At 49.3% G+C, this 19,917-nt stretch carries 19 protein-coding genes; 15 read left to right on the forward strand and 4 right to left on the reverse strand.

Annotated elements, in window-relative coordinates:
* Positions 1–58 precede the first annotated feature (58 nt).
* Positions 59–2,560 (reverse strand): ATP-binding protein, encoded by a 2,502-nt coding sequence (locus IEW74_RS07675; RefSeq protein ID WP_188663464.1) that lies wholly within the window; start codon positions 2,558–2,560, stop codon positions 59–61.
* A 155-nt stretch (positions 2,561–2,715) separates the two neighbouring features.
* On the opposite strand from IEW74_RS07675, the gene IEW74_RS07680 reads away from it, so the two are divergent.
* Positions 2,716–3,504 carry a substrate-binding periplasmic protein gene (locus IEW74_RS07680; RefSeq protein WP_188663466.1) on the forward strand — a complete coding sequence of 263 codons (789 nt, stop codon included), beginning with the start codon at positions 2,716–2,718 and terminating at the stop codon, positions 3,502–3,504.
* Positions 3,505–3,742: 238 nt separating this feature from the next.
* The gene (locus IEW74_RS07685) at positions 3,743–4,774 is read left to right on the forward strand and encodes a site-specific DNA-methyltransferase (RefSeq protein WP_308419089.1); all 1,032 of its coding nucleotides are present in this window, start codon (positions 3,743–3,745) and stop codon (positions 4,772–4,774) included.
* A gap of 168 nt (positions 4,775–4,942) precedes the next feature.
* Here the strand turns inward: IEW74_RS07685 and IEW74_RS07690 are convergent, their stop codons facing one another.
* Positions 4,943–5,614: a hypothetical protein gene (locus IEW74_RS07690; protein WP_188663471.1), complete on the reverse strand. Its 672-nt coding sequence runs from the start codon at positions 5,612–5,614 to the stop codon at positions 4,943–4,945.
* 18 nt (positions 5,615–5,632) lie between these two features.
* Positions 5,633–6,643, reverse strand: a complete 1,011-nt coding sequence (locus IEW74_RS07695) for an inverse autotransporter beta domain-containing protein (protein WP_188663473.1) — start codon at positions 6,641–6,643, stop codon at positions 5,633–5,635.
* Positions 6,644–6,838: 195 nt separating this feature from the next.
* Here IEW74_RS07695 and IEW74_RS07700 point away from each other — a divergent pair, with 195 nt between their 5' ends.
* Positions 6,839–8,554 carry a hybrid sensor histidine kinase/response regulator gene (locus IEW74_RS07700; protein WP_188663475.1) on the forward strand — a complete coding sequence of 572 codons (1,716 nt, stop codon included), beginning with the start codon at positions 6,839–6,841 and terminating at the stop codon, positions 8,552–8,554.
* On the opposite strand, the gene IEW74_RS07705 is transcribed toward IEW74_RS07700, so the two are convergent.
* Entirely contained in the window at positions 8,544–9,164 is a 621-nt protein-coding gene (locus IEW74_RS07705) for a LuxR C-terminal-related transcriptional regulator (RefSeq protein WP_188663477.1), read from the reverse strand. The two genes, IEW74_RS07700 and IEW74_RS07705, sit on opposite strands and share 11 nt — an antisense overlap.
* A gap of 198 nt (positions 9,165–9,362) precedes the next feature.
* Here IEW74_RS07705 and pyrF point away from each other — a divergent pair, with 198 nt between their 5' ends.
* The 12 genes from pyrF to IEW74_RS07765 all read left to right on the forward strand — a co-directional run bounded on the left by pyrF (position 9,363) and on the right by IEW74_RS07765 (position 19,893).
* Positions 9,363–10,061: an orotidine-5'-phosphate decarboxylase gene (pyrF, locus tag IEW74_RS07710; RefSeq protein ID WP_188663479.1), complete on the forward strand. Its 699-nt coding sequence runs from the start codon at positions 9,363–9,365 to the stop codon at positions 10,059–10,061.
* A gap of 6 nt (positions 10,062–10,067) precedes the next feature.
* Complete coding sequence (locus IEW74_RS07715; RefSeq protein WP_188663481.1) at positions 10,068–10,766, forward strand: hypothetical protein; 699 nt, start codon at positions 10,068–10,070, stop codon at positions 10,764–10,766.
* Positions 10,767–10,769: 3 nt separating this feature from the next.
* Complete coding sequence (locus tag IEW74_RS07720; RefSeq protein WP_188663483.1) at positions 10,770–11,603, forward strand: hypothetical protein; 834 nt, start codon at positions 10,770–10,772, stop codon at positions 11,601–11,603.
* Entirely contained in the window at positions 11,587–12,228 is a 642-nt protein-coding gene (locus IEW74_RS07725) for a phosphoribosylanthranilate isomerase (RefSeq protein ID WP_188663485.1), read from the forward strand. The genes IEW74_RS07720 and IEW74_RS07725 overlap by 17 nt, the downstream gene beginning before the upstream one ends.
* Before the next feature lie 81 nt (positions 12,229–12,309).
* Positions 12,310–13,521 (forward strand): tryptophan synthase subunit beta, encoded by a 1,212-nt coding sequence (gene trpB / locus IEW74_RS07730; RefSeq protein ID WP_188663505.1) that lies wholly within the window; start codon positions 12,310–12,312, stop codon positions 13,519–13,521.
* Positions 13,518–14,348, forward strand: a complete 831-nt coding sequence (trpA, locus tag IEW74_RS07735) for a tryptophan synthase subunit alpha (RefSeq protein WP_188663507.1) — start codon at positions 13,518–13,520, stop codon at positions 14,346–14,348. The genes trpB and trpA overlap by 4 nt, the downstream gene beginning before the upstream one ends.
* Before the next feature lie 13 nt (positions 14,349–14,361).
* Positions 14,362–15,381 (forward strand): acetyl-CoA carboxylase, carboxyltransferase subunit beta, encoded by a 1,020-nt coding sequence (gene accD, locus IEW74_RS07740; RefSeq protein ID WP_188663509.1) that lies wholly within the window; start codon positions 14,362–14,364, stop codon positions 15,379–15,381.
* Positions 15,320–16,651: a bifunctional folylpolyglutamate synthase/dihydrofolate synthase gene (locus IEW74_RS07745; RefSeq protein ID WP_188663511.1), complete on the forward strand. Its 1,332-nt coding sequence runs from the start codon at positions 15,320–15,322 to the stop codon at positions 16,649–16,651. The genes accD and IEW74_RS07745 overlap by 62 nt, the downstream gene beginning before the upstream one ends.
* Complete coding sequence (locus IEW74_RS07750; RefSeq protein WP_188663513.1) at positions 16,629–17,756, forward strand: Mur ligase family protein; 1,128 nt, start codon at positions 16,629–16,631, stop codon at positions 17,754–17,756. The genes IEW74_RS07745 and IEW74_RS07750 overlap by 23 nt, the downstream gene beginning before the upstream one ends.
* Positions 17,753–18,862, forward strand: a complete 1,110-nt coding sequence (locus IEW74_RS07755) for a bifunctional folylpolyglutamate synthase/dihydrofolate synthase (RefSeq protein ID WP_188663515.1) — start codon at positions 17,753–17,755, stop codon at positions 18,860–18,862. Before IEW74_RS07750 ends, IEW74_RS07755 begins: the two co-directional genes overlap by 4 nt.
* A gap of 51 nt (positions 18,863–18,913) precedes the next feature.
* Positions 18,914–19,600 carry a DUF1223 domain-containing protein gene (locus tag IEW74_RS07760; RefSeq protein ID WP_188663516.1) on the forward strand — a complete coding sequence of 229 codons (687 nt, stop codon included), beginning with the start codon at positions 18,914–18,916 and terminating at the stop codon, positions 19,598–19,600.
* Positions 19,601–19,680: 80 nt separating this feature from the next.
* The gene (locus IEW74_RS07765; protein WP_188663518.1) at positions 19,681–19,893 is read left to right on the forward strand and encodes a hypothetical protein; all 213 of its coding nucleotides are present in this window, start codon (positions 19,681–19,683) and stop codon (positions 19,891–19,893) included.
* Positions 19,894–19,917: the final 24 nt, after the last annotated feature.

Here is a 19,917-nt window from a genome sequence, read left to right on the forward strand (position 1 = left end):
AGTTTAGGGGCTTTGTCAATAATCTGGGCGCTGAAAACAGCGCCGTTTTTTATTTAATTCATTTCACACGTGCCCGAAAGACTTCCGTGAGTTTTTCGTGTAACTGCACCCAGTTCAAGGGCTTGGTCACCACGTCATTTGCACCGGCTTCCAAATATTTGCCCCGATGTTCGGGGAACGCATCGGCCGTAAATGCAAAAATGGCCGTTGTATAATTAAGGCCCTGTTCCTTTCGGATATGTGAAATGGCCTCAACGCCATCCATCACCGGCATTTGCATGTCCATGAGAATGATATCAAACTTCTTTTGCTGCGCAATCTCGACGGCTTCCTGACCATTTGAAACAATATCAACCGTATGCCCTTTTTGTCGCAGAAGGGTCGAAACAACTTTTTGATTAACCCTATTGTCTTCGGCCAACAACATTTGAAGCGAGCCTATATCCACATCCCGAGATGCATCCCCATGAGGGGCATGCACCTGATCAACGGGTATATCTACGGCGAAGGTCGAACCTGAATTCAGCGCACTCTTGATTGTTAAACGACCACCAAGGAGTTGACATAACTGTTGTGTAATCGTCAACCCAAGCCCCGTTCCACCATACTTGCGCGTTGTCGATGCATCCGCCTGCGTAAAGGGTTGAAACACGGTATCCACTTGTTGCGGAGTCATGCCGATACCCGTATCTTCCACCACAATTTTCAGAGAAACCTTGCCCGCCACCAAGGGAGTGATGCGCAGGTTCACCCGCACATGGCCTATTTCCGTAAACTTAACCGCATTGCTCACCAGATTGGATACAATTTGGCGCAATCGCAAACCATCTGTTTTCACCCAGATATCGCTATATTCTTGGGCATTTGAAACCAGTTCCATGCCTTTGGCTTGCGCTGTTTCCCGAAACAAATGCAGCACATTTTCAATAATGGCACCGGGATTACAGGGTAAAAGTTCAATTTGTAGCTTTCCGGCCTCGATTTTCGACAAATCAAGAATATCATTCAACAACATCATCAAGGCGTTGGAGGAACTGCCCAGATCATCCAAAAGGTCAGAAACTTGTTGCGGGTTACATTGATTTGATTGCAAAAGTTCGATAATCCCGTTGATCCCGGTCATGGGGGTACGTAATTCGTGGCTCATCGTTGCCAGAAAATGCGACTTGGCTTCGCTTGCCAACTGTGCTTCACGAGACGCGGCCAAGGCTTTTTCCTGCAAGGCTTTTTGCACAGAAATATCCATCAGCGCACCGACCAGATAATCAAAATTACCATCGTCATCAATGACAGGTGAAATCGCGCTCGATGTCGGGATCAACCGGCCTTGCTTGGTTTTATTGATAAACTCTCCTTGCCATGTCTCGCCCCGGTTGATGCTGTCCCATAAGTTTTTATAAACCTCTTCTGATGCTAATCCACTTTTGATAATTGAAGGGTGCTGACCGATATACTCGGCCCTTGAATAGCCGTAAAGTTTCTCAAACGCCGGGTTGGCATAATGAATGACGCCTTGTTTATCCGTAATTAAAAAAGATACCGGAGATTGCTGGACAGCCGACGACAACAGGCGAATTTCTTTGCGTAAAATTTTCGAACGCTGCAAATCCATATAAAGCCAGAACGCAATAAACAAGACACCCAGCGTGGCAAGAAAAAGGGCCAAAATCAGAATTTTGTTTTCATCCAGCCAATTGCTAAATGTTGCCCCATGATCGACACTGACCACAATGCCCAAGGGGTATTTGCTGGAAAAACGGATTGTCGTTTTACTTTTTTCAAACCCGCCGTCTTGTTCTTTCAGATGACTTTCATCACGCCCTTCTTTGAAGCTGGAAATCGCTTTTTGAATGACATGCAGACTCGTACTTTCGCGCCCTCTGGATAAAAGGATGGTCCCATCGGCACGCAATAAAGCATAGCTATCACGGTCCCCCAGATCGGTTGTCTTAAACAGACGATCCAGATAATGTGCATTCATCCCCACCAAAACCCGATAGGTCGCCTCCGGCGGATTGTTTTTGAGACTTAAGAGTAACGGGATCAGCTTGCGCGGTGAGGATTTCGACGTGACATCACCGACTTCCGGTAAAAAACGTCCATGAACGGTATCACCGATTTGTATGCCCAATGACAATGCATTCGACAATTCCTCAGGAAAATTTAAACGTGCAAGATCAATCTTGGCAGGGCTGCGCATATTGCTGTTAAACAGAACATCATCCCCGCGCAGAAGAATAATCTGCCGGATATGAGGCGCAAATCGAATTAGGTTATCAATGCGCCGCTCATAAATGGCGAAATCAATGTCACCTTCTTCCAGTTCCAAATCCTGTAAAATTCCGAACAGGTTATTTTCAACCGCTTCAACCATGCGCGTGATACTGCTTTCGATCATACGTGCATAAAGCTTACTGAGGTTGTCGCGTTCGGCAATCGAAGCCTGAAAACTGATCCAAAGCATCGAAATCACCAGCCCCAATACCCCAAACGAAATAATCGTATAGCGCAGAAAAGGCGGACGGTGTCTTTTAAATATACGATACTTCTTCGATGCCAAGAGACCCACTTTCCCGAAAATATATTTTTGTATTTATTCTATATACAAATATTTAAAGAAACACCACGATATCAGTAATTATAAAAGTTACAACTTGCTTCACATTAAACCCTGAATTACTAATGACCAGCTAATTTCGAGGGGGAATTACGAAAATGTTGCGTATAATTGTGAGTGTGATTTTATTTACACTTCTTACAATGCCTGCAAACTCTTATGCCGCAGACCGACTGGAAAAAATTCAAAAAAACAATGAACTGCGCGTTTGTATCTGGCCGGGATACTTTGCCATTTCCTATCGCAATCCCAGAACGGGGGAACTGGAAGGTATCGACATTGATATGGCGCATGAATTTGCCAAGTATCTGAAGGTAAACCTTAAATTTGTCGATAGCTCTTTTGGTAAAATCAAAGAGAATATGACCAATGACGCCTGTGATATTTCCATGCATGGTGTGGGCGTGCGTGAAGATCGCAAACCCTTTATGGATTTTTCCGAACCACACTTGATCAGCGGGATTTATGCGGTTTCTATGAAATCCAACCCGACGATCAAACATTGGGAAGATATTGATCAAGACGGTCACATTGTTGTGGTTCAAAAAGGAACCTATATGGAACCGGTCATGCGGGACTATCTGAAAAAGGCCGAACTTTCCGTTGTAGATAGCTTCAAAGCCCGTGAACAGGAAGTCGAAGCTGGACGCGCCGATGTCTTTATGACTGATTTTCCCTATGGTCGGCGCATGGCATCCCTCACCACCTGGGCACATTTGATGGAGCCGAAAAAAGCATTGGCCCCGACACCTTATGCCTATGCCGTCCCCAAAGGGGAACCTGCCTGGTTGGTAAAGGTCAATGAATTCCTGCAAACCGTTAAGAAAGACGGGCGGCTGGCAGATTCTGCCAAAAAACACGGCCTTAGCCCGATTGTCGCCAAGTAATAAAAATACACAAACCAAACAATCTCTAAGCCCGCAAAACCGTGTGTTTCTGCGGGCTTTTTCATGCTTTGATACATTCGTTAACAAAAGGTAAATTTTTATTTAGAATCAATAAGTTATTAATAAAAAACTTTGTAGCCGTTAAGACTTTTTTTACCCGATTCGCCGTAGATTCGCTCTTATGAAAACGCTACAAACTTTACCGCTGAATCAGATCTTGCAAGGTGATTGTATTGAGATGATGAACAGCCTTCCGGAAAAATCTGTTGATCTGATTTTTGCGGATCCGCCCTATAACCTGCAACTCGGTGGTGACCTGCACCGCCCCAACAATACCAAGGTTGACGCCTGCGATGATCATTGGGACCAGTTCGACAGCTTCAAGGCTTACGATGATTTTTCAAAAGCCTGGTTGAAAGCCGCACGCCGCATTTTAAAAGATGACGGCACGATTTGGGTGATCGGATCTTATCACAATATTTTCCGTGTCGGTGTCACCTTGCAGGATTTGGGCTATTGGATGCTCAACGATGTTATCTGGCGCAAGACAAACCCAATGCCGAATTTCCGGGGTCGTCGCTTCACCAACGCGCATGAAACAATGATCTGGTGTTCCAAATCGGAAAAAGCCAAATACAATTTCAATTACGAAGCCATGAAAGCCTTCAATGACGATGTGCAAATGCGTTCCGACTGGCTGCTGCCCATCTGTAATGGCGGCGAGCGCCTGAAAGACGATGCCGGACAAAAAGCACATCCGACCCAGAAACCGGAAAGCCTGCTTTATCGCGTGATCATGGCCTCCAGCAAACCCGGCGATGTGGTTCTTGATCCTTTCTTCGGCACCGGCACAACAGGGGCTGTTGCCAAAAAACTGGGGCGCAACTTCATCGGTCTGGAACGTGAAACAGATTATATCAAAGTTGCTGAAAAACGGATCAAGGCGATCAAGGGCACTGTTGATACCTCCTTACTCACCACACCGGCCAAACGTCAAGCCCCGCGCATTCCGTTCGGCACATTGCTGGAACGCGGCCTGCTGGAACCGGGTACAACCTTGACCGATATAAAGGGCCGTTACCAAGCCAAGGTCCGTGCAGACGGGACGCTCAGTGCCGCCAATTTCCGGGGATCTATCCATCAGGTCGGTGCCCGTGTTCAAAATGCACAAGCCTGCAACGGCTGGACCTTCTGGCATATGGAAAAAGCGGGCAATCGCGTCTGTATCGACGAACTTCGTGAACAGGTCCGCGCTGAAATGGCGAGCTAATCCTTTTTCTTTATATACACGGCTTTTGTCTTTAACGCTGAAAGACAAAAGCCCTTGATTTCGGACATATCCCACAGCGTTTTCATCATCGGGATATATCCAAAAAAATACCCTCGCTCTGATCAAGCGAGGGTATTTTTGTGGGTTTACCGATTTACAGAACCGACTTTAAGGATCTTCTGCCGTAATGGTTACGGTTGGTGGTTGCGGGAAAGTGACTGTACAGGCACCACCACCATGTCCAAAAGCCTGGGAGGTATCGAACTTCACATCAATACGCGGGAGCTCACCTTTACAGGTGTAAGGCGATGCAAGTGCGATGGTCATTGTAAACTGGCTGGCCCCATCTGTTTGCGTAATGCCATAGGTCGAATAATCAAACCCACCTAACCCCGGCACCGCTTGAACCGTTGCCTGATTGGGAAGCTGCATGGTCGCCGGCAACACCGCCCCGCCAGAGGCCGCACCGGCTAAAAACGCACCACGCGCGCCGCTGCCACCGTTTGTTTTACATGTGCCGTCATCCCCGCTGATCACAAAGGATGTGGACATGGTTACCCGGACATGAGACCAGGTTTGAAAAAGCGGAATGCCTTGCAGATCGATAAATTTACCGACTTCTTCCCCGACACTGGCAGAAGCAATATCAAAAACTTTGGACGAACTCCCCAAAACGAATGGCGCGGTACATGTCGCACTTTGGCAGAGCTCAACCTTGGTAATCGTCACATCATAACGTGTTGCCTGCCCCGAGTTCGTCCCTGTGATCGGACTCGCATGGGCCGATGAAGCCAAGGACAACGCAAACAAAACAAAAAACATGTTCGTGAATTTTAACATTTTTTTCTCCGATCCGGCTTAGTTGCTGCGACTAATCACAACGCCGCTGGAACGACGTTCAACGATAATACGATTTTCGCGGCGTACTTTATCCAGATTATGTTCGCTCATATCGCGCATATCCCATGCCTGATCGGCAATAAAGGAGGAACTGAAGGCCGCAGGCCGATTGGGCTGTCCCCCACCGGGGCCGAAATTGAAGCTCAGCTTCATAAAGACTTCATCGTCGCTGAAATTGTCATCGCGCCAACCCGCTTCAACCGTCAGGTTTTGATGAATGTCGGCTTCCAGACTGGCTGTCCAGCCTTTGATATCTTCAGTATTGAGAACGGATTCCCAAAAATAGCGTTTGCTATAGACCCGTGCCCACGGCATGTAAGGGATTTGCAGACCAAGCTCGACATCGAAGCCGTCCAGAACTTCTTCGCGGGTATCGCCGCTCAGGCCGTGTGAGGTTGCCCCGCCAAGCCCCCAATAGGCATTGCTGGCGAAATCCAGACCGGACCATTTGGCTTCAACCCCCATACCCAACCGTTTATGGCGGCGTTTCCATTCCCAATCAAAGAAGGTGTTCGCCCCTAACATAATTGTATTGTCGTTTAATAACTGACGATAACCCAAACCGATGTTAGTTACATCACGGTCCGTCCCCAGATATTCATACCGGTTTTGACTGAGTTGCGTAAAAACGGTTTGTTCCTTGCCTTCACTCTCGTAAAGCGGTTGCACAGTCAGCAAAGACCAATAGGGTTTGCCGTCATCCTGTATTTCAGCCTCAAATTCGATACGTTGTGCCCATGCGGGCAAATCTTCGCCGATTGCCGGTAAAAAATATTCAATCGCAGCTTGCCCCAGATTAACAGCTGCCCCTTCAACATTGTTGCTGGCCGCCATTTGAACGGATTGCGCCACTTTCTGATATGTTTTTTGCGCATTTGGATCTTCGGCGTTTGCCAACGTGACACACCCCGCAGATATGCCCGCAAAAATTGTCGCACGACACATATATTTAAAGTTAATTTGAGACATTCTAGTTGGACCTAACCATTTCCCCTGAGAGCAAAAACTTGCTCTTTCTTCAAAACCTTGGCTAAATTAATGAGTTCTTACCCTTAACTCAATTGCTACACATGTAGCATACATCTCTTAATTAGTACACAATGAACATGCACTTTTTCCATCCAGGGATATACTTAACAGCCGACAACACCATAGGTTGACAAAATGACATCTGTGCAGACTGAACAAATCCGACTATTTGCCAAAGCCCCTAAAACCATTGTGATCGGGCATATCAGTTCGTTTGCCGTTTTATTGTATTTGGCAACGAAATCCTCAGCCCTCCCATCGGGTCTTCTGATCGCATGGGCGATTCTGGAACTTGTCCTCACACCCGGACTTCTGTTGTACATGAAAATATGGGCAAAAGACCTCCCGGAAGAAATACCGCAACAAGCACGCTGGATTGGTTTTCTCAATGCCTTGGTCTGTCTGGTCGGCACCAGTTGGGGGATGATGCTTTATCTTTCCCTTGCGACAGATGACCCGGCGTCATTTGCCATGCAAATGGCAATTGCAGCCGGATCAACGGCGGCGTCTGTCAAATCCCTTGGTTTATTTCGCTGGACCTTTATCTGTTACGGCATTCCCTATCTGGGCCTGTTATCCCTCAAACTTATTCTATTGGGCGGAGACTTTGTTGCATTGGCCGTTCTCGTGCTGATCTTTTTGTTAATGATGTTATTACTGGCCAAGGACGTCTTGGCCTCTTTCATGGACTACGTTGCTATCAAGAATGAAAACCTCGACCTGATTGCCCAGCTTCAAAATGCCAATGCACAGGCCCGTTTGGCCAATCGGGAAAAAACCCGGCTGCTTGCCTCTGCCAGTCACGATTTGCGCCAACCGGTTCATGCAATGGGGCTGCATCTGGAAACACTATCTGACAGTACGTTACCTGAAGCTGCGCAAAAAACCGTTGCCCATTTGCGTCAATCCATTCGCAACCTCAGCAATATGTTCACCTCTTTGCTGGATATCAGCCTGTTGGAAACCGGGAATTTTACATTTCAAACCCAAGTGATTGACCTTGCGGCCTTTCTCAAAAACATTGCCGAAGAATTCAAGCCATTGGCTGATATTTGCGAGGCCTCCATTCACATCAAATGCGCCCCTTACTGGATTGAAAGTGACCCGGTCCTCTTGCGCCGGATTGTACAAAACTTACTATCCAATGCCTTGAAATATGGCGGCAAAGGCACTGTTACGCTGGAGATTACACACACCTCCAACACTTTGAACCTGCATGTAAAAGATCAAGGTCGGGGAATTGCACAGAAAGAACGCACCCAGATTTTTGAAGAATTTAAACGTGCCGCCACCACACCAGACCATGTCCAGACACAAGACAGCATCGGTCTGGGTCTTGCCATTGTCAAAAAGCTCTGCATACCTTTACACTTAGACCTTGATTTGCACAGCTCAATCAAAGGGTCCATTTTCACCGTTTCCGGCCTTAAGCTGGGGCATGCACAAGCTGCGACACCGCCTGAAACCACGTTAAACAATTCATTAAACGGTTTACATATCCTCATCGTTGATGACGACCCTGACAGCCTGCGGGCCAGCGAAACCTTGCTCGCCCATTGGGGGGCACGTGTCAGTTATGCGCAATCGCTTTATGAAGTTAAACCCTCGGATGCACCCGATCTGGTCTTGAGCGATTTTTCATTGGGAAACGGCGTGACCGCCTTTGATGTGCAGGAACAAATTAACCAACAAAGTCCCCATCCGGTACCCTTTATTATCCTGTCCGGTGAAACCGATCCAAAGATTATTGATGAAATTCACACACGCGGTCTTTTATTGATCCCAAAACCGGTTCAACCGGCCCGCCTGCGCGCCGCGATTGAAAGCCAGCTTGCCCGGATCAGGCGCTAACGTCCTGATCCATTTTATGCGCCCATGATGCCGCAGCGGTGCGTGAATTGACATTTAACGCCCGCATCAGGGCTGAAATATGACTGCGCACTGTAAAGGGCGATAAATCCAGAACGCGGGCAATTTCTTTATTGCTCATGCCTTGGCTCAACAGGTCAAGGACTTCACGTTGGCGCGGTGGTAAATTCGACAGAATTTTGCGTTCCTCTGTATCGACATCAATCAGAAACTCCCCCATCGCCAAGACCCGTTCCCCGGCCCAAACATCCTGAATATGAGCACTGATGTCTTGCGGGTCCAAACTTTTTGAGACAAACCCGTTTACCCCCATATCCATAATCTGCTGAATATCACCTTTACGATCCAGCATCGACACAATCACCAAAGGAACCAACGGATAGGATTGTCGAATATCGGGAAGATCTTTCTTGTAATCAAAATTGGGGAGGAACAGGTCCAAAATTGCAAGGTCATACGGCTGTTCGAATGCTTCCATGAGGGCTTCTCCCTCACCAACCTGCGTACATGTCACCCCGTCAAACGCTTGCGCCATCAACCCGCATATTCCACTTCGAAACATCGGATGATCATCTGCAATTAAAACCCGCATCGTTCCCTCAATTCACCTTGCCCTCCTATTTTCATAACGCAGACACGGTCTTTTTGCCAAGGTAAAGATTGGGATTTCCACAAAATGACTTTGATATAGCCCCTCTTCCCCCCTTTCTTTCTTTGACATCGATGCCTAAATCCCCTAAGCCAAAAAACGTTCTTTCTGTTCCCCTTTTCGATCAAGTGAGCCTTACCGATGAAAGCTTTTGAACGTATTTATGTCGCCTTGGATACAACCGATGTGTCCTATGCTGTTGAACTGGCCCAAAAGCTGAAAGGGCTTGTCGGGGGAATGAAGGTTGGCAAAGAATTTTTTACCGCCAATGGCCCGCAAGGGGTTGCTGCCATTCGCGATGTCGGCATGCCGGTTTTTCTGGATTTAAAATTTCATGATATTCCCAATACCGTTGCCGGGGCCATTCGTGCGGCAAAACCGATTGCGCCACAGATTATCAACGTGCATGCCCAAGGCGGACCGGAAATGTTGAAACAGGCCGCAAACGCTGGACGCGAAGCTGGTATTCCCCTGACCATTGCCGTGACGATCCTGACCGCACTGGATCAAGACGATCTCGATGCTATTGGTATCAATGACACCATCGAAGATCAGGTCGTGCGCCTTGCTAAACTGACCCAAGACAATGGTTTGGACGGTGTGGTCTGTTCTGCCAAAGAAATTGCCCCGATCCGCGCGGCCTGTGGTCCCGATTTTAAATTGATCGTCCCCGGCATTCGCCCGGCATGGGCCGCCAAAGGCGACCAAAAACGTGTGATGACCCCGCGTGACGCTGTTCTCGCAGGTGCCGATATTTTAGTCATCGGGCGCCCGATCACTCAAGCCGATGATCCGGTGGAAGCCGCCCAAAAAATTGCACACGAACTGGAAGGGCTGTAAGCCGACATGGAAATGCAAATTATGACCATCGTTTTTGACGCATTGGCCTTTATGCGCGCAAATGCAAAGGTTTTTCGCAAATATATTTTCCTGCCGCTGTGCTTGTCCATTGCCTCGTTGTTTCTGGTCAAAATTCCTGTTGTCGGCTTAACGCTGTCGACAATTTCCAATTCATTTGCGCTTGCTTTACTGGGGGTGTCTTCCACCCGGTTTTATCTGCTGCGCGATGCCGATGCTGTTGCTGACGGGGCAAACCGTCCTTTCGTCCGTTTCTTTTTCCTGACCTTCTGCCTGACATTTTTGGGGCATATGGCGGAGATTTTCGAATACCTCCCGCCAGAATATATGGGGGGTATGTTTATCTGGATGTTGCTCGGTTTCTGGGTCAATCTGAAAATCTGCCTTGCCTTTCCCGCCCTTGCAATGGATCATCCGGGGTCGGTCTGGGACAATGTTAAAGCCAGTTTCAATTGGACGACAGGATACGGGTTTCGCATTATTGCAGCATTCCTGTTCTGTTATTTCCCGGTCATTTTCTTTACCCTTGCCCTGATGCAGGTGCCGGACCTGACACCGTCACTGGATAATTTCTGGGCCAGCCTGCCCCAACTGATTTTTTCAGATGTCCTGATTGTCTTCTCAATGCTCTGGTCGTCGCTGGTGCTGGCTAAATTCTATGAAAATATTGTCCTGAAAAGGCCTTAAAACATGCTGGACATCCCAAAACTAGACGACAAACTGCCGGTTTTCGCCCTTGTAAACGGGGTTTATGCCGTCTTATTTCGCAATCCCATGATCTTTGTCCGGGCGGGATTATTTCCCTTTTTACTTTTGCTCACCATTAATTTGTGGCACACGCCGCAAAGCTGGGGACTCGAAGCTTTTTACGGGATACGGGTTGTTGAATGGCTGCTGATCCTCACACTTTGGACCTTTTATGCGCTACAATTACAACGCTTTGTCCTCAAAGGATCCTTTGAAGGTGCGACATCTTTCCTGCCGAAATTGAATATGCGCGAATGGCGTTTTTTCAAGGCCTCCGTGCTGGTATTGATGCCGCTGACGATCTTTGCCTTCTGGTTTGACCAACCCTTGTTTTTCCATCAACCCGATGTGTTGGTGATGGGCGGCATTACGGCCTTGGACGGGGTCAGCCTGCATTTATACGCCAGTTTGTTTTTAGGCTGGATCATGCAGGTTTTTGCCTTTGTTCTGCCTGCAATTGCGGAAGACACCCCCCGTCCGGCCCGTGACCTGTTCGCCATGTCATTTCATGCCTTACGCCAAGATTTCACCCGCCTGTTTGCCGCCAGTGTGCTGGTCGCCTTGCCTTTATGGGTCGCCGTGTTTATCCTGCGCCTTGTCCTGCATATGCCGATTTTCACCCAATTGGCAATGGGGGATGAAGCATCTGCCCTAGTCTGGAATTTACTCTTTTTAACTTTGGAAACCGCCAAAACCTTTATCGGGGGCGGATTACTCGCTATGTTATGGGCACTCGCCTATGGAAGAACGAGAGGACGCCATGTCGATAGCCGTTAAAATCTGTGGATTAAAAACACCCGAGGATGCCCATGTTGCCATACAGGCCGGGGCTGACCTGTTGGGGTGTGTCTTTTTCCCGCCCAGCCCGCGCAATGTCAGTGCCAAACAGGCCGCAGAAGTTTTTGATATGGTCGGTGACGCCGATGTTTTAAAAGTCGGCCTGTTCGTTAATCCAAGCGATGACGAATTGATGAGCGTGCTTAATCAGGTTCGCCTTGATTTGATCCAGTTTCATGGTGACGAAAGCCCGGAACGTGTGGAAGAGGTTCGCCAGACCTTTGGCCTGCCGGTTATGAAAGCCCTGCCCATCGAAACGACTGAGGATGTGGAAAAAGCGCGGACCTATGACGGTGTGGCGGATCGTTTGTTATTTGATGCCAAACCACCCAAAGGGGCGACACGTCCGGGCGGAAACGCCATTGCCTTTGACTGGTCCTTGCTGCGCGATACCCAATGGACGGTGCCGTGGATGCTGGCGGGCGGTTTAACCGTGGATAACGTTCTTGACGCTGTGAAACAAAGCGGGTGCAAAGCGGTCGACGTTTCCAGCGGGGTTGAGGCCGAAAAAGGCGTAAAAAGCCCCGAGTTGATAGAAGCTTTCCTCAAAGCCGTAAAAGGCTGAGTAAAAAACGCCATTTTTCTTTGCCAGTCCTTTTCCACATGCGCTATAAGACAAGCAAATATTTATAGGTCACGTTTAACGATGAACACACCCAATACATTTATGGCAGGCCCGGACGAAGATGGGCGCTTTGGTATTTTCGGCGGACGCTTTGTTGCCGAAACGCTCATGCCCTTGATCCTTGATGTTGAAAAACATTTTAACGAGGTCAAAGACGACCCGGAATTTCAGGCCCAAGTTCAAGGTTACCTGAAACAATATGTTGGTCGCCCCAGCCCGCTTTATTTCGCAGAACGTTTCACCGAACATTGCGGTGGGGCAAAGGTTTATTTCAAACGCGAAGACCTGAACCATACAGGTGCGCATAAAATCAACAGCTGCATCGGTCAAATCCTGCTGGCAAAACGCATGGGTAAAAAACGCATCATTGCGGAAACCGGTGCAGGTCAACACGGTGTGGCAACCGCAACCGTTTGCGCCCTGTTCGGGTTGGACTGTACCGTCTTTATGGGCGCAACCGATATTGAACGCCAGCAACCCAACGTCTTTCGCATGAAATTGCTGGGCGCAGAAGTTCGCCCGGTAACCGCCGGGTCCGGCACCTTAAAAGACGCGATGAACGAAGCTTTGCGCGATTGGGTCGCCAATGTGCATGATACCTATTATTTGATCGGCACGGTCGCAGGACCGCACCCTTACCCGGTTATGGTCCGCGAATTCCAGAAAATCATTGGCGAAGAAGCCCGCGAACAGATTATGGAACAGGAAGGCCGCCTGCCTGATATGCTTGTGGCCTGTGTCGGTGGCGGGTCCAACGCAATGGGTCTGTTCTATCCCTTCCTTGATGATACAGACGTGCGCATTATCGGCGTCGAAGCCGCCGGGCATGGTGTCGATACCGATGAACATGCGGCGTCCCTGACAGGGGGGCGTCCCGGTGTGTTACACGGCAACCGGACCTATTTGCTGCAAGATGACGATGGGCAGATTATCGAAGCACATTCCATCTCTGCCGGGTTGGATTATCCGGGCATTGGGCCGGAACATAGCTTTCTGTTTGATGCCGGACGGGTGGAATATCATTCGATCAAAGATGACGAAGCGGTCGCGGCGTTCCAGCTTTGCACCAAACTGGAAGGGATTATTCCCGCCCTTGAATCTTCCCACGCATTAGCTGAGGCTGAAAAGCTTGCCAAACAAATGTCCAAGGATGAAATCCTCGTGGTCAATATGTCCGGGCGCGGCGATAAAGATGTCAACACGATTGCCAAGGCGATGGGGACCGTATTATGAGCCAGACCCGATTAAAAACACGTTTTGACCAGCTCAAGGCCGAAGGGCGTTCCGCGCTTGTCACCTTTATCACCGCCGGTGACCCGGACCTTGCCACATCGAAAAAATTGCTGATGGGCATGCCCGGTGCGGGTGCCGATGTCATTGAACTGGGTATGCCGTTTTCCGACCCGATGGCCGATGGCCCAGCCATTCAATTGGGATCACAACGCGCCTTGGCAGCAGGTATGAACCTGAAAAATGTTTTGGCGATGGTGCGTGAATTCCGCCAAGCTGATAACGACACACCGATTGTCCTGATGGGATATTTCAACCCGATTTATTCTTATGGTGTGGACGGTTTCCTCAAAGATGCTGCACAAGCCGGGGTTGACGGGTTTATTATTGTGGACCTGCCCCCGGAAGAAGAACGCGAATTTGCCATTCCCGCCCAAAAGGCCGGTTTGGATTTTATTTATCTCTGCACACCGACCGCAGATGATGCCCGCCTGCAATTGATCGCAGATCGGGCCAGTGGCTTTATTTATTATGTATCCATCACCGGGGTGACCGGCACGGCATCCGCCGTCACATCCGATGTGGATGCGGCTGTCAAACGCATTCGTCAACATAGTGACTTGCCTGTTGCCATCGGTTTCGGTATCAACACGCCCGATCAGGCAAAAACAATGGCGGGCCTCAGTGATGCGGCGGTTGTCGGTTCTGCCATTGTCAAGCGGATCGCAGATAATCTGGACGAAAACGGCAAGGCCAAAGCGGGCTTGTCCGAGGCCGTTCTCTCTTATGTACAAGAATTGGCTGACGGCGTACGCGCCGCCAAAGCTTAAAGGGGTTTAATCGATGAACTGGTTAACAAACTACGTAAAACCGAAACTGCGCGACCTTGTGCGCCCCAAAGAAATCCCCGATAACCTTTGGCACAAATGCACCAAATGCGGTCAAATGATTTTCCACCGTGATCTGGCGAAAAACCATCATGTCTGCCAGCATTGCGGTCATCATATGCGCCTGTCAGTCACAGAGCGGCTGGAACTGTTATTTGACGATGGAAAATATACCCGCGCCGAACTGCCCAAGGTCAAACAAGACCCGTTGAAATTTAGTGATCGCCGCAAATATAAAGACCGCATCAAAGAAGCAAATAGCAAAACCAAGGAAGAAGATGCCCTTGTTGTCGCACATGGTAAAATGGGCGCTCAGAACGTGGTCATTGCCGCCTTTAACTTTGCCTATATGGGCGGGTCTATGGGAACGGCTGTCGGTGAAGGATTGGTTGCGGCCTCCAAACTGGCGATTGTACAAGATGCAGCCTTGATTGTTGTCCCAGCCTCAGGCGGGGCGCGTATGCAAGAAGGCATCCTGTCCCTGATGCAAATGGCACGTACCACAATCGGTGTGGAACGTGTCAAGGAAGCCGGCTTGCCCTATATCGTCGTTCTGACCGATCCGACAACGGGTGGGGTTTCTGCCTCTTTTGCGATGCTGGGCGATATTGCGATTGCTGAAAGCGGCGCTGTTATCGGTTTTGCCGGTCGCCGTGTGATCGAACAAACCATTCGCGAACAATTGCCCGATGATTTCCAGACCGCTGAATATTTGTATGAACACGGCATGGTCGATATGGTTGTGCGCCGTCACGAACTGCGCCCGACCCTGATCAACGTTCTCAGCCTGTTGCGCCATACAAAACCGGCAGGGGATCTGGTCGAACTGGCGCACGGTGATAAACCGATCGAGCCGGAAGTCGAAGATAACATCAACGACATCCCGCCACCGCCGGATATCCGCCGCCCTGACAGTGAACCGCTTCCGGGCACAGAAGAAAAAGACGAAAAGGACGAGGACCATAAAGCTGACTAGCGATATCCTTCTCTCAGAAATTGCCAAGCTCCATGACAAAGATATTGATCTGGGGCTTGAGCGATTTTTGACCCTGCTGGAACGGTTGGACAATCCGCAGAAAAAACTGCCGCCCACCATTCATGTTGCAGGCACCAACGGTAAAGGATCCACCATCGCTTTTTTACGCGCCTTTTTTGAATCCGTTGGATACAAGGTGCACAGTTTTACCTCGCCTCATTTTTTCAATGCCCGCGAAACCGTTAACTTAGCAGGCAATGAAATAGACGAAGACATCTATTGCGCCCTTCTTCAAGAAGTCATAGATGCCAATGCGGGTGCGCCCCTCACGGTATTTGAAGCCATGACCGCCGCTGCCTTTCTGGCGTTTAGCCGCAGCAAAGGCCATGTCCTGTTGCTGGAAACCGGAATGGGCGGATTGGGCGACACCACCAATGTGATTGAAGCCCCGATCGCCTGTGCCATTACGCCGATCTCACTGGATCATAAAGAATTTCTGGGGGAAAGCGTTGCTGAAATCGCCTGCCATAAGGCCGGGATTTTGAAAAAAGACGTTCCCGTTGTCATTGCCAAACAGGAAGACGAAGCCTATCACGCCATTCGCGAACGGGCCAAGCAACTGAATGTGCTGATGTATCGCGAACGGCGCGAATGGTTCATTAAAAAAGCAGGCGAACGGGTCATTTTTGAAGGATGGCAAGGCATTGATCGTGCATGGCCCCGCCCCGCCCTGATCGGATCTCATCAAGTTCAAAACGCCGGTGTGGCCTTGGCCTGTCTGGAACTGGTGAAAGACCGCTTCAATTTCCCTGATGAAGCCTTAAACAACGCCATGCGTTCCGTTCACTGGCCGGGGCGACTGGAACGTGTCGTTCTGCCGACCTTCGATCCGAAATGGGAGATTTGGCTGGACGGTGCCCATAACGAAGCAGCGGGAAAAGCGTTACGGCGGCAACTCAAAAAATGGGATGACCGTCCGCTTTATCTTGTGCTTGGCATGCTGAAACGAAAAGACAGCAAACCTTTTATTCGTGAAATTGCCGATGTTGTCGATCATGTCTACACCGTTCCCATCCCGAACCAGCCGTGCAAAAAACCGGAAAGACTCGCCCTGAACGTCATGGATATCGGGGCAACGGCAACGGTCTGTGAAGACTTGCCGCTTGCCTTGGAATTGATTAAACGCGAACGTAAAAAAACGGGACGGATCGTGATTTGCGGCTCTCTCAGTCTTGTGGCTAACTTCTATGAATTACAATCACGCACTTGATCTGATTTTTGAAAGCTACATTGCGGTCAAACCTTTGTTAAAAGGGCGTTTGGACCGCGATGTTCGCAACCCGCATATTATCCTGAATATGGCCCGGCAACTGGATTTAATCCCACCCGCCGATAAAATCCTGAAAGTCACCGGGTCAAAGGGCAAAGGCACGGTTGCGCGACTTTGTGCCAGCAGTCTTGAACCGTTTGGCAAAGTGGGTCTGGTGATTTCGCCTGAAGAAATCGACCATACCGATCGCATGCGTATTAACGGACAGCCAATTCCCCAAGACCGTTTTATTGCCTGTTTTGAGAAAATATGGACACAAATTAAGATACCATCGGCACCTGATTATCTCTCCCCCTACGGTCTGTTTTTATTGATTGCCCTGCACTGGTTCAAAGAGGAAAACGTCGATCTGTTTGTTATTGAAACCGGGCGCGGTGTGCGTTTTGACGAAGGCGGTCAAATCCCGGCCCATACCGGTGTCGTGACCTCTATCTTTTTTGAACATGGCGATTATCTGGGGCCGACACTGGATGATATACGCGCCGATAAACTCTCTATTTCAGAAACCTGTGACCATCTGGTCATAGGTGCACGTGACACAAAGACACCCAACCTTGCCTATCCACATTGGTACGAGCTGGCCCGCCAAAGTGCCACCGAAGCCTTACGCGCCTTTCGTGGACGCGCCATTGATATTATCGATATCCCTTGTGCGTCTTTCGCAACACGACAAGATGTCAACCGGACTTTGATGTACGAAGGCATGATCGCGCGCGACAGCGCGGACGAGGCCTTTCTACAACGACTTATGCAAGATCATAACGGACAGGTGCATTTTTATCTGTCGCTGCCCGATGATAAAGATTTCGATGGTATTATGGACCTGTTGCAAAAAACGGGTGCCACAGTCTCCCAAATCATCCTGACCGGGGAACGTGGCTTTCTGTCATATGAAAAGGCAAAACAACATCAGGTCGCCTATCAAGGGGATTTCAACGATGTTTGCGCCCTGCAATCCGGTCTTGATTTACCCCAAACGGGATTGATCTATTTTATCGGTACGCAAACCTATCTGCGCTTGATTAAACGGGCTTATTTTATATGACGGCTATAGATCGCCTGCTTCAACATCCCCGTTTCGGTCCACCCGGTGTTAATGAACGCATGGCCCAACTTTGCCAAGGGCTGAACATGGTGCCCAGCATCAAAGTTGTCGGATCAAACGGCAAAGGCACCACCGCACACCTGATGGCCCGAATGGCACAGGGATTGGGGAAATCTGTCGGGCTTTATACCTCCCCCCATTTATTGCAGGTCAACGAACGCATCCAGATCAATGGATGCATGATCACGGATGAAGACCTCGATGCCTGCCTGACACAGGCCTTAAATCACGCGGTCGCCCTTCCACAAAGTGGGCGGTTTGAAATCCTGACCCTTGCCGCCCTAATTTTTTTTGCCGAACAAAACGTCGATCTCGCCATTATGGAAATCGGATTGGGCGGGCGGTTTGATCCAGTTCGCATTGCACCGGGCACCATTTCGGTTTTGACTTCAATCGATCTGGAACATACCGCCATTCTGGGGGAAAACCTTCACGCCATTGCAAGCGAAAAAGCCGCTGTTTGCAAAGCAGGTGACACACTCCTCAGCGCCGTTGGTGGTCTTGAAGACTGCATACCCAACGGTGTGACCTATATTGATCTCTCCTGCCCGCCCCTTGATCCCTTGCACAGCAATGCCCGACTTGCCGCCCATGCCTTAAAACAGCATTTTGCGCTGGATACCTTACCCGAAACATATGGTGTTCAGGTGCCGGGACGGTTGCAAAAACTGTCCACCCATCCACCGATCTATGTGGATGTGGCCCATAACGCCCAAAGCGTTGCAACGGCTGTTTCAGCTTTTCCTGAGCGTCCCCTCAGTCTGATTTGTGCTTTTAAAAATGATAAAGACCTCGCTGCAATAAAAGGGACATTTCATCATGTGATTGCCCTTCAATTTGATGCCGATATGCACACACCAGATCATATCCTCACCCACTTGAACGCCACATATAAAGACACCGCACACGATATCGAGCATGCCCTTACGTTCGCAAAAGACAAACGACCTGAGGATGGCGTTATTCTCTGTCTCGGCGGCTTTGGTATGGCAGGACGGGTCTTGGCACATATGCAGGGTGTTCACTATGATGTGATTGGCTTGTGAAGGGCACAATACCTATTCTTGAGGGGTGATCCATAATGAAAGCCCCTACAGATGAAAAAAGCAACGTTTCTGAGCCTCAGCCTTCTTCTCGGTTTCAGCTTTCCGGTGAATGCCAGCCAGCCGGTGGCCCTTGTTGAACTTTTTACCTCACAAGGGTGTTCAAGCTGCCCGCCTGCCGATGCGTTTTTAGGGAAGCTTGCCATGCGCCCGGATGTGCTTGCCTTGGCCTATCATGTGGATTATTGGGATTATATTGGCTGGAAAGATGTCCATGCCAAAGCAGCCTTTACCCAGCGCCAGCGCGATTATGCCCACAGCTTTAATTTACGTTATGTCTATACGCCTCAAATGGTGGTGTCTGGTCGATATCAAGACAGCGGCAATCAACAAGATCGTATCTTAAAAGCAATCACACGTGAGCTTGCCAACCAAACGGATATTACCCTTGAATACAAATCAGACGGTTTCTCCCTCAGCGGTCCGAAGCAAGAAAGTCCGCTCAACGCATATCTGATCAATTACCTGAAAGAAAACACAACCGAAGTCCGCCGTGGGGAAAATCGCGGGCGCAGCCTGACCAATTATCACATTGTCCAATCCTTGCAAAAAGTTGGCGCTTGGTCGGGTGGACAGAGTCACTTTGACCTATCCGCACAAAAGAAAAACAACATCGGACAGGGATTTTTTTTACAACACCCTGAAACCCTTGAAATCGTAGCTGCCTTTAAACTGGATTAGCGTCTTTCAACCAAAGCATGCCTTGAAACCAGCCTCCTGCAAACTATATCGGTTCTAGTCACATCGTGAAGGAGGAAGCTATGCTATTAGGCCTGAATATCCTGAAGTCCCCGAAGGAAAAGGTCGAGCTTCCCGTTATCGGACCCTACGGTAGCGGTGGGCAAGAACCCAAATTAAAAGAACTTCTGGACGACCCGATTATCCATTTAATCGCAAAATCCGACAAAATTGCACCTCACGAACTCGCCGGTTGCGTCGAACAAATGCGCAAAAAAATCGGTTCCAAACATTAAGGCACACAGACTTCTAGGCGCTAG

The sequence above is a fragment of the Terasakiella brassicae genome, assembly GCF_014641495.1.
Classification (GTDB): Bacteria; Pseudomonadota; Alphaproteobacteria; order Rhodospirillales; family Terasakiellaceae; genus Terasakiella; species Terasakiella brassicae.

What these genes read in the sequence shown, in the direction of transcription:
- IEW74_RS07685 (WP_308419089.1), top strand. Translation starts at nt 3,743, where the DNA reads ATGATGAACAGCCTTCCGGAAAAATCTGTTGATCTGATTTTTGCGGAT.
- IEW74_RS07720 (WP_188663483.1), top strand. Translation starts at nt 10,770, where the DNA reads ATGCTGGACATCCCAAAACTAGACGACAAACTGCCGGTTTTCGCCCTT.
- IEW74_RS07690 (WP_188663471.1), bottom strand. Translation starts at nt 5,614, where the DNA reads ATGTTAAAATTCACGAACATGTTTTTTGTTTTGTTTGCGTTGTCCTTG.
- IEW74_RS07715 (WP_188663481.1), top strand. Translation starts at nt 10,068, where the DNA reads ATGGAAATGCAAATTATGACCATCGTTTTTGACGCATTGGCCTTTATG.
- IEW74_RS07725 (WP_188663485.1), top strand. Translation starts at nt 11,587, where the DNA reads ATGTCGATAGCCGTTAAAATCTGTGGATTAAAAACACCCGAGGATGCC.
- trpB (WP_188663505.1), top strand. Translation starts at nt 12,310, where the DNA reads ATGAACACACCCAATACATTTATGGCAGGCCCGGACGAAGATGGGCGC.
- IEW74_RS07700 (WP_188663475.1), top strand. Translation starts at nt 6,839, where the DNA reads ATGACATCTGTGCAGACTGAACAAATCCGACTATTTGCCAAAGCCCCT.
- IEW74_RS07765 (WP_188663518.1), top strand. Translation starts at nt 19,681, where the DNA reads ATGCTATTAGGCCTGAATATCCTGAAGTCCCCGAAGGAAAAGGTCGAG.
- IEW74_RS07705 (WP_188663477.1), bottom strand. Translation starts at nt 9,164, where the DNA reads ATGCGGGTTTTAATTGCAGATGATCATCCGATGTTTCGAAGTGGAATA.
- pyrF (WP_188663479.1), top strand. Translation starts at nt 9,363, where the DNA reads ATGAAAGCTTTTGAACGTATTTATGTCGCCTTGGATACAACCGATGTG.
- IEW74_RS07755 (WP_188663515.1), top strand. Translation starts at nt 17,753, where the DNA reads ATGACGGCTATAGATCGCCTGCTTCAACATCCCCGTTTCGGTCCACCC.
- accD (WP_188663509.1), top strand. Translation starts at nt 14,362, where the DNA reads ATGAACTGGTTAACAAACTACGTAAAACCGAAACTGCGCGACCTTGTG.
- IEW74_RS07695 (WP_188663473.1), bottom strand. Translation starts at nt 6,643, where the DNA reads ATGTCTCAAATTAACTTTAAATATATGTGTCGTGCGACAATTTTTGCG.
- trpA (WP_188663507.1), top strand. Translation starts at nt 13,518, where the DNA reads ATGAGCCAGACCCGATTAAAAACACGTTTTGACCAGCTCAAGGCCGAA.
- IEW74_RS07760 (WP_188663516.1), top strand. Translation starts at nt 18,914, where the DNA reads ATGAAAAAAGCAACGTTTCTGAGCCTCAGCCTTCTTCTCGGTTTCAGC.
- IEW74_RS07750 (WP_188663513.1), top strand. Translation starts at nt 16,629, where the DNA reads ATGAATTACAATCACGCACTTGATCTGATTTTTGAAAGCTACATTGCG.
- IEW74_RS07680 (WP_188663466.1), top strand. Translation starts at nt 2,716, where the DNA reads ATGTTGCGTATAATTGTGAGTGTGATTTTATTTACACTTCTTACAATG.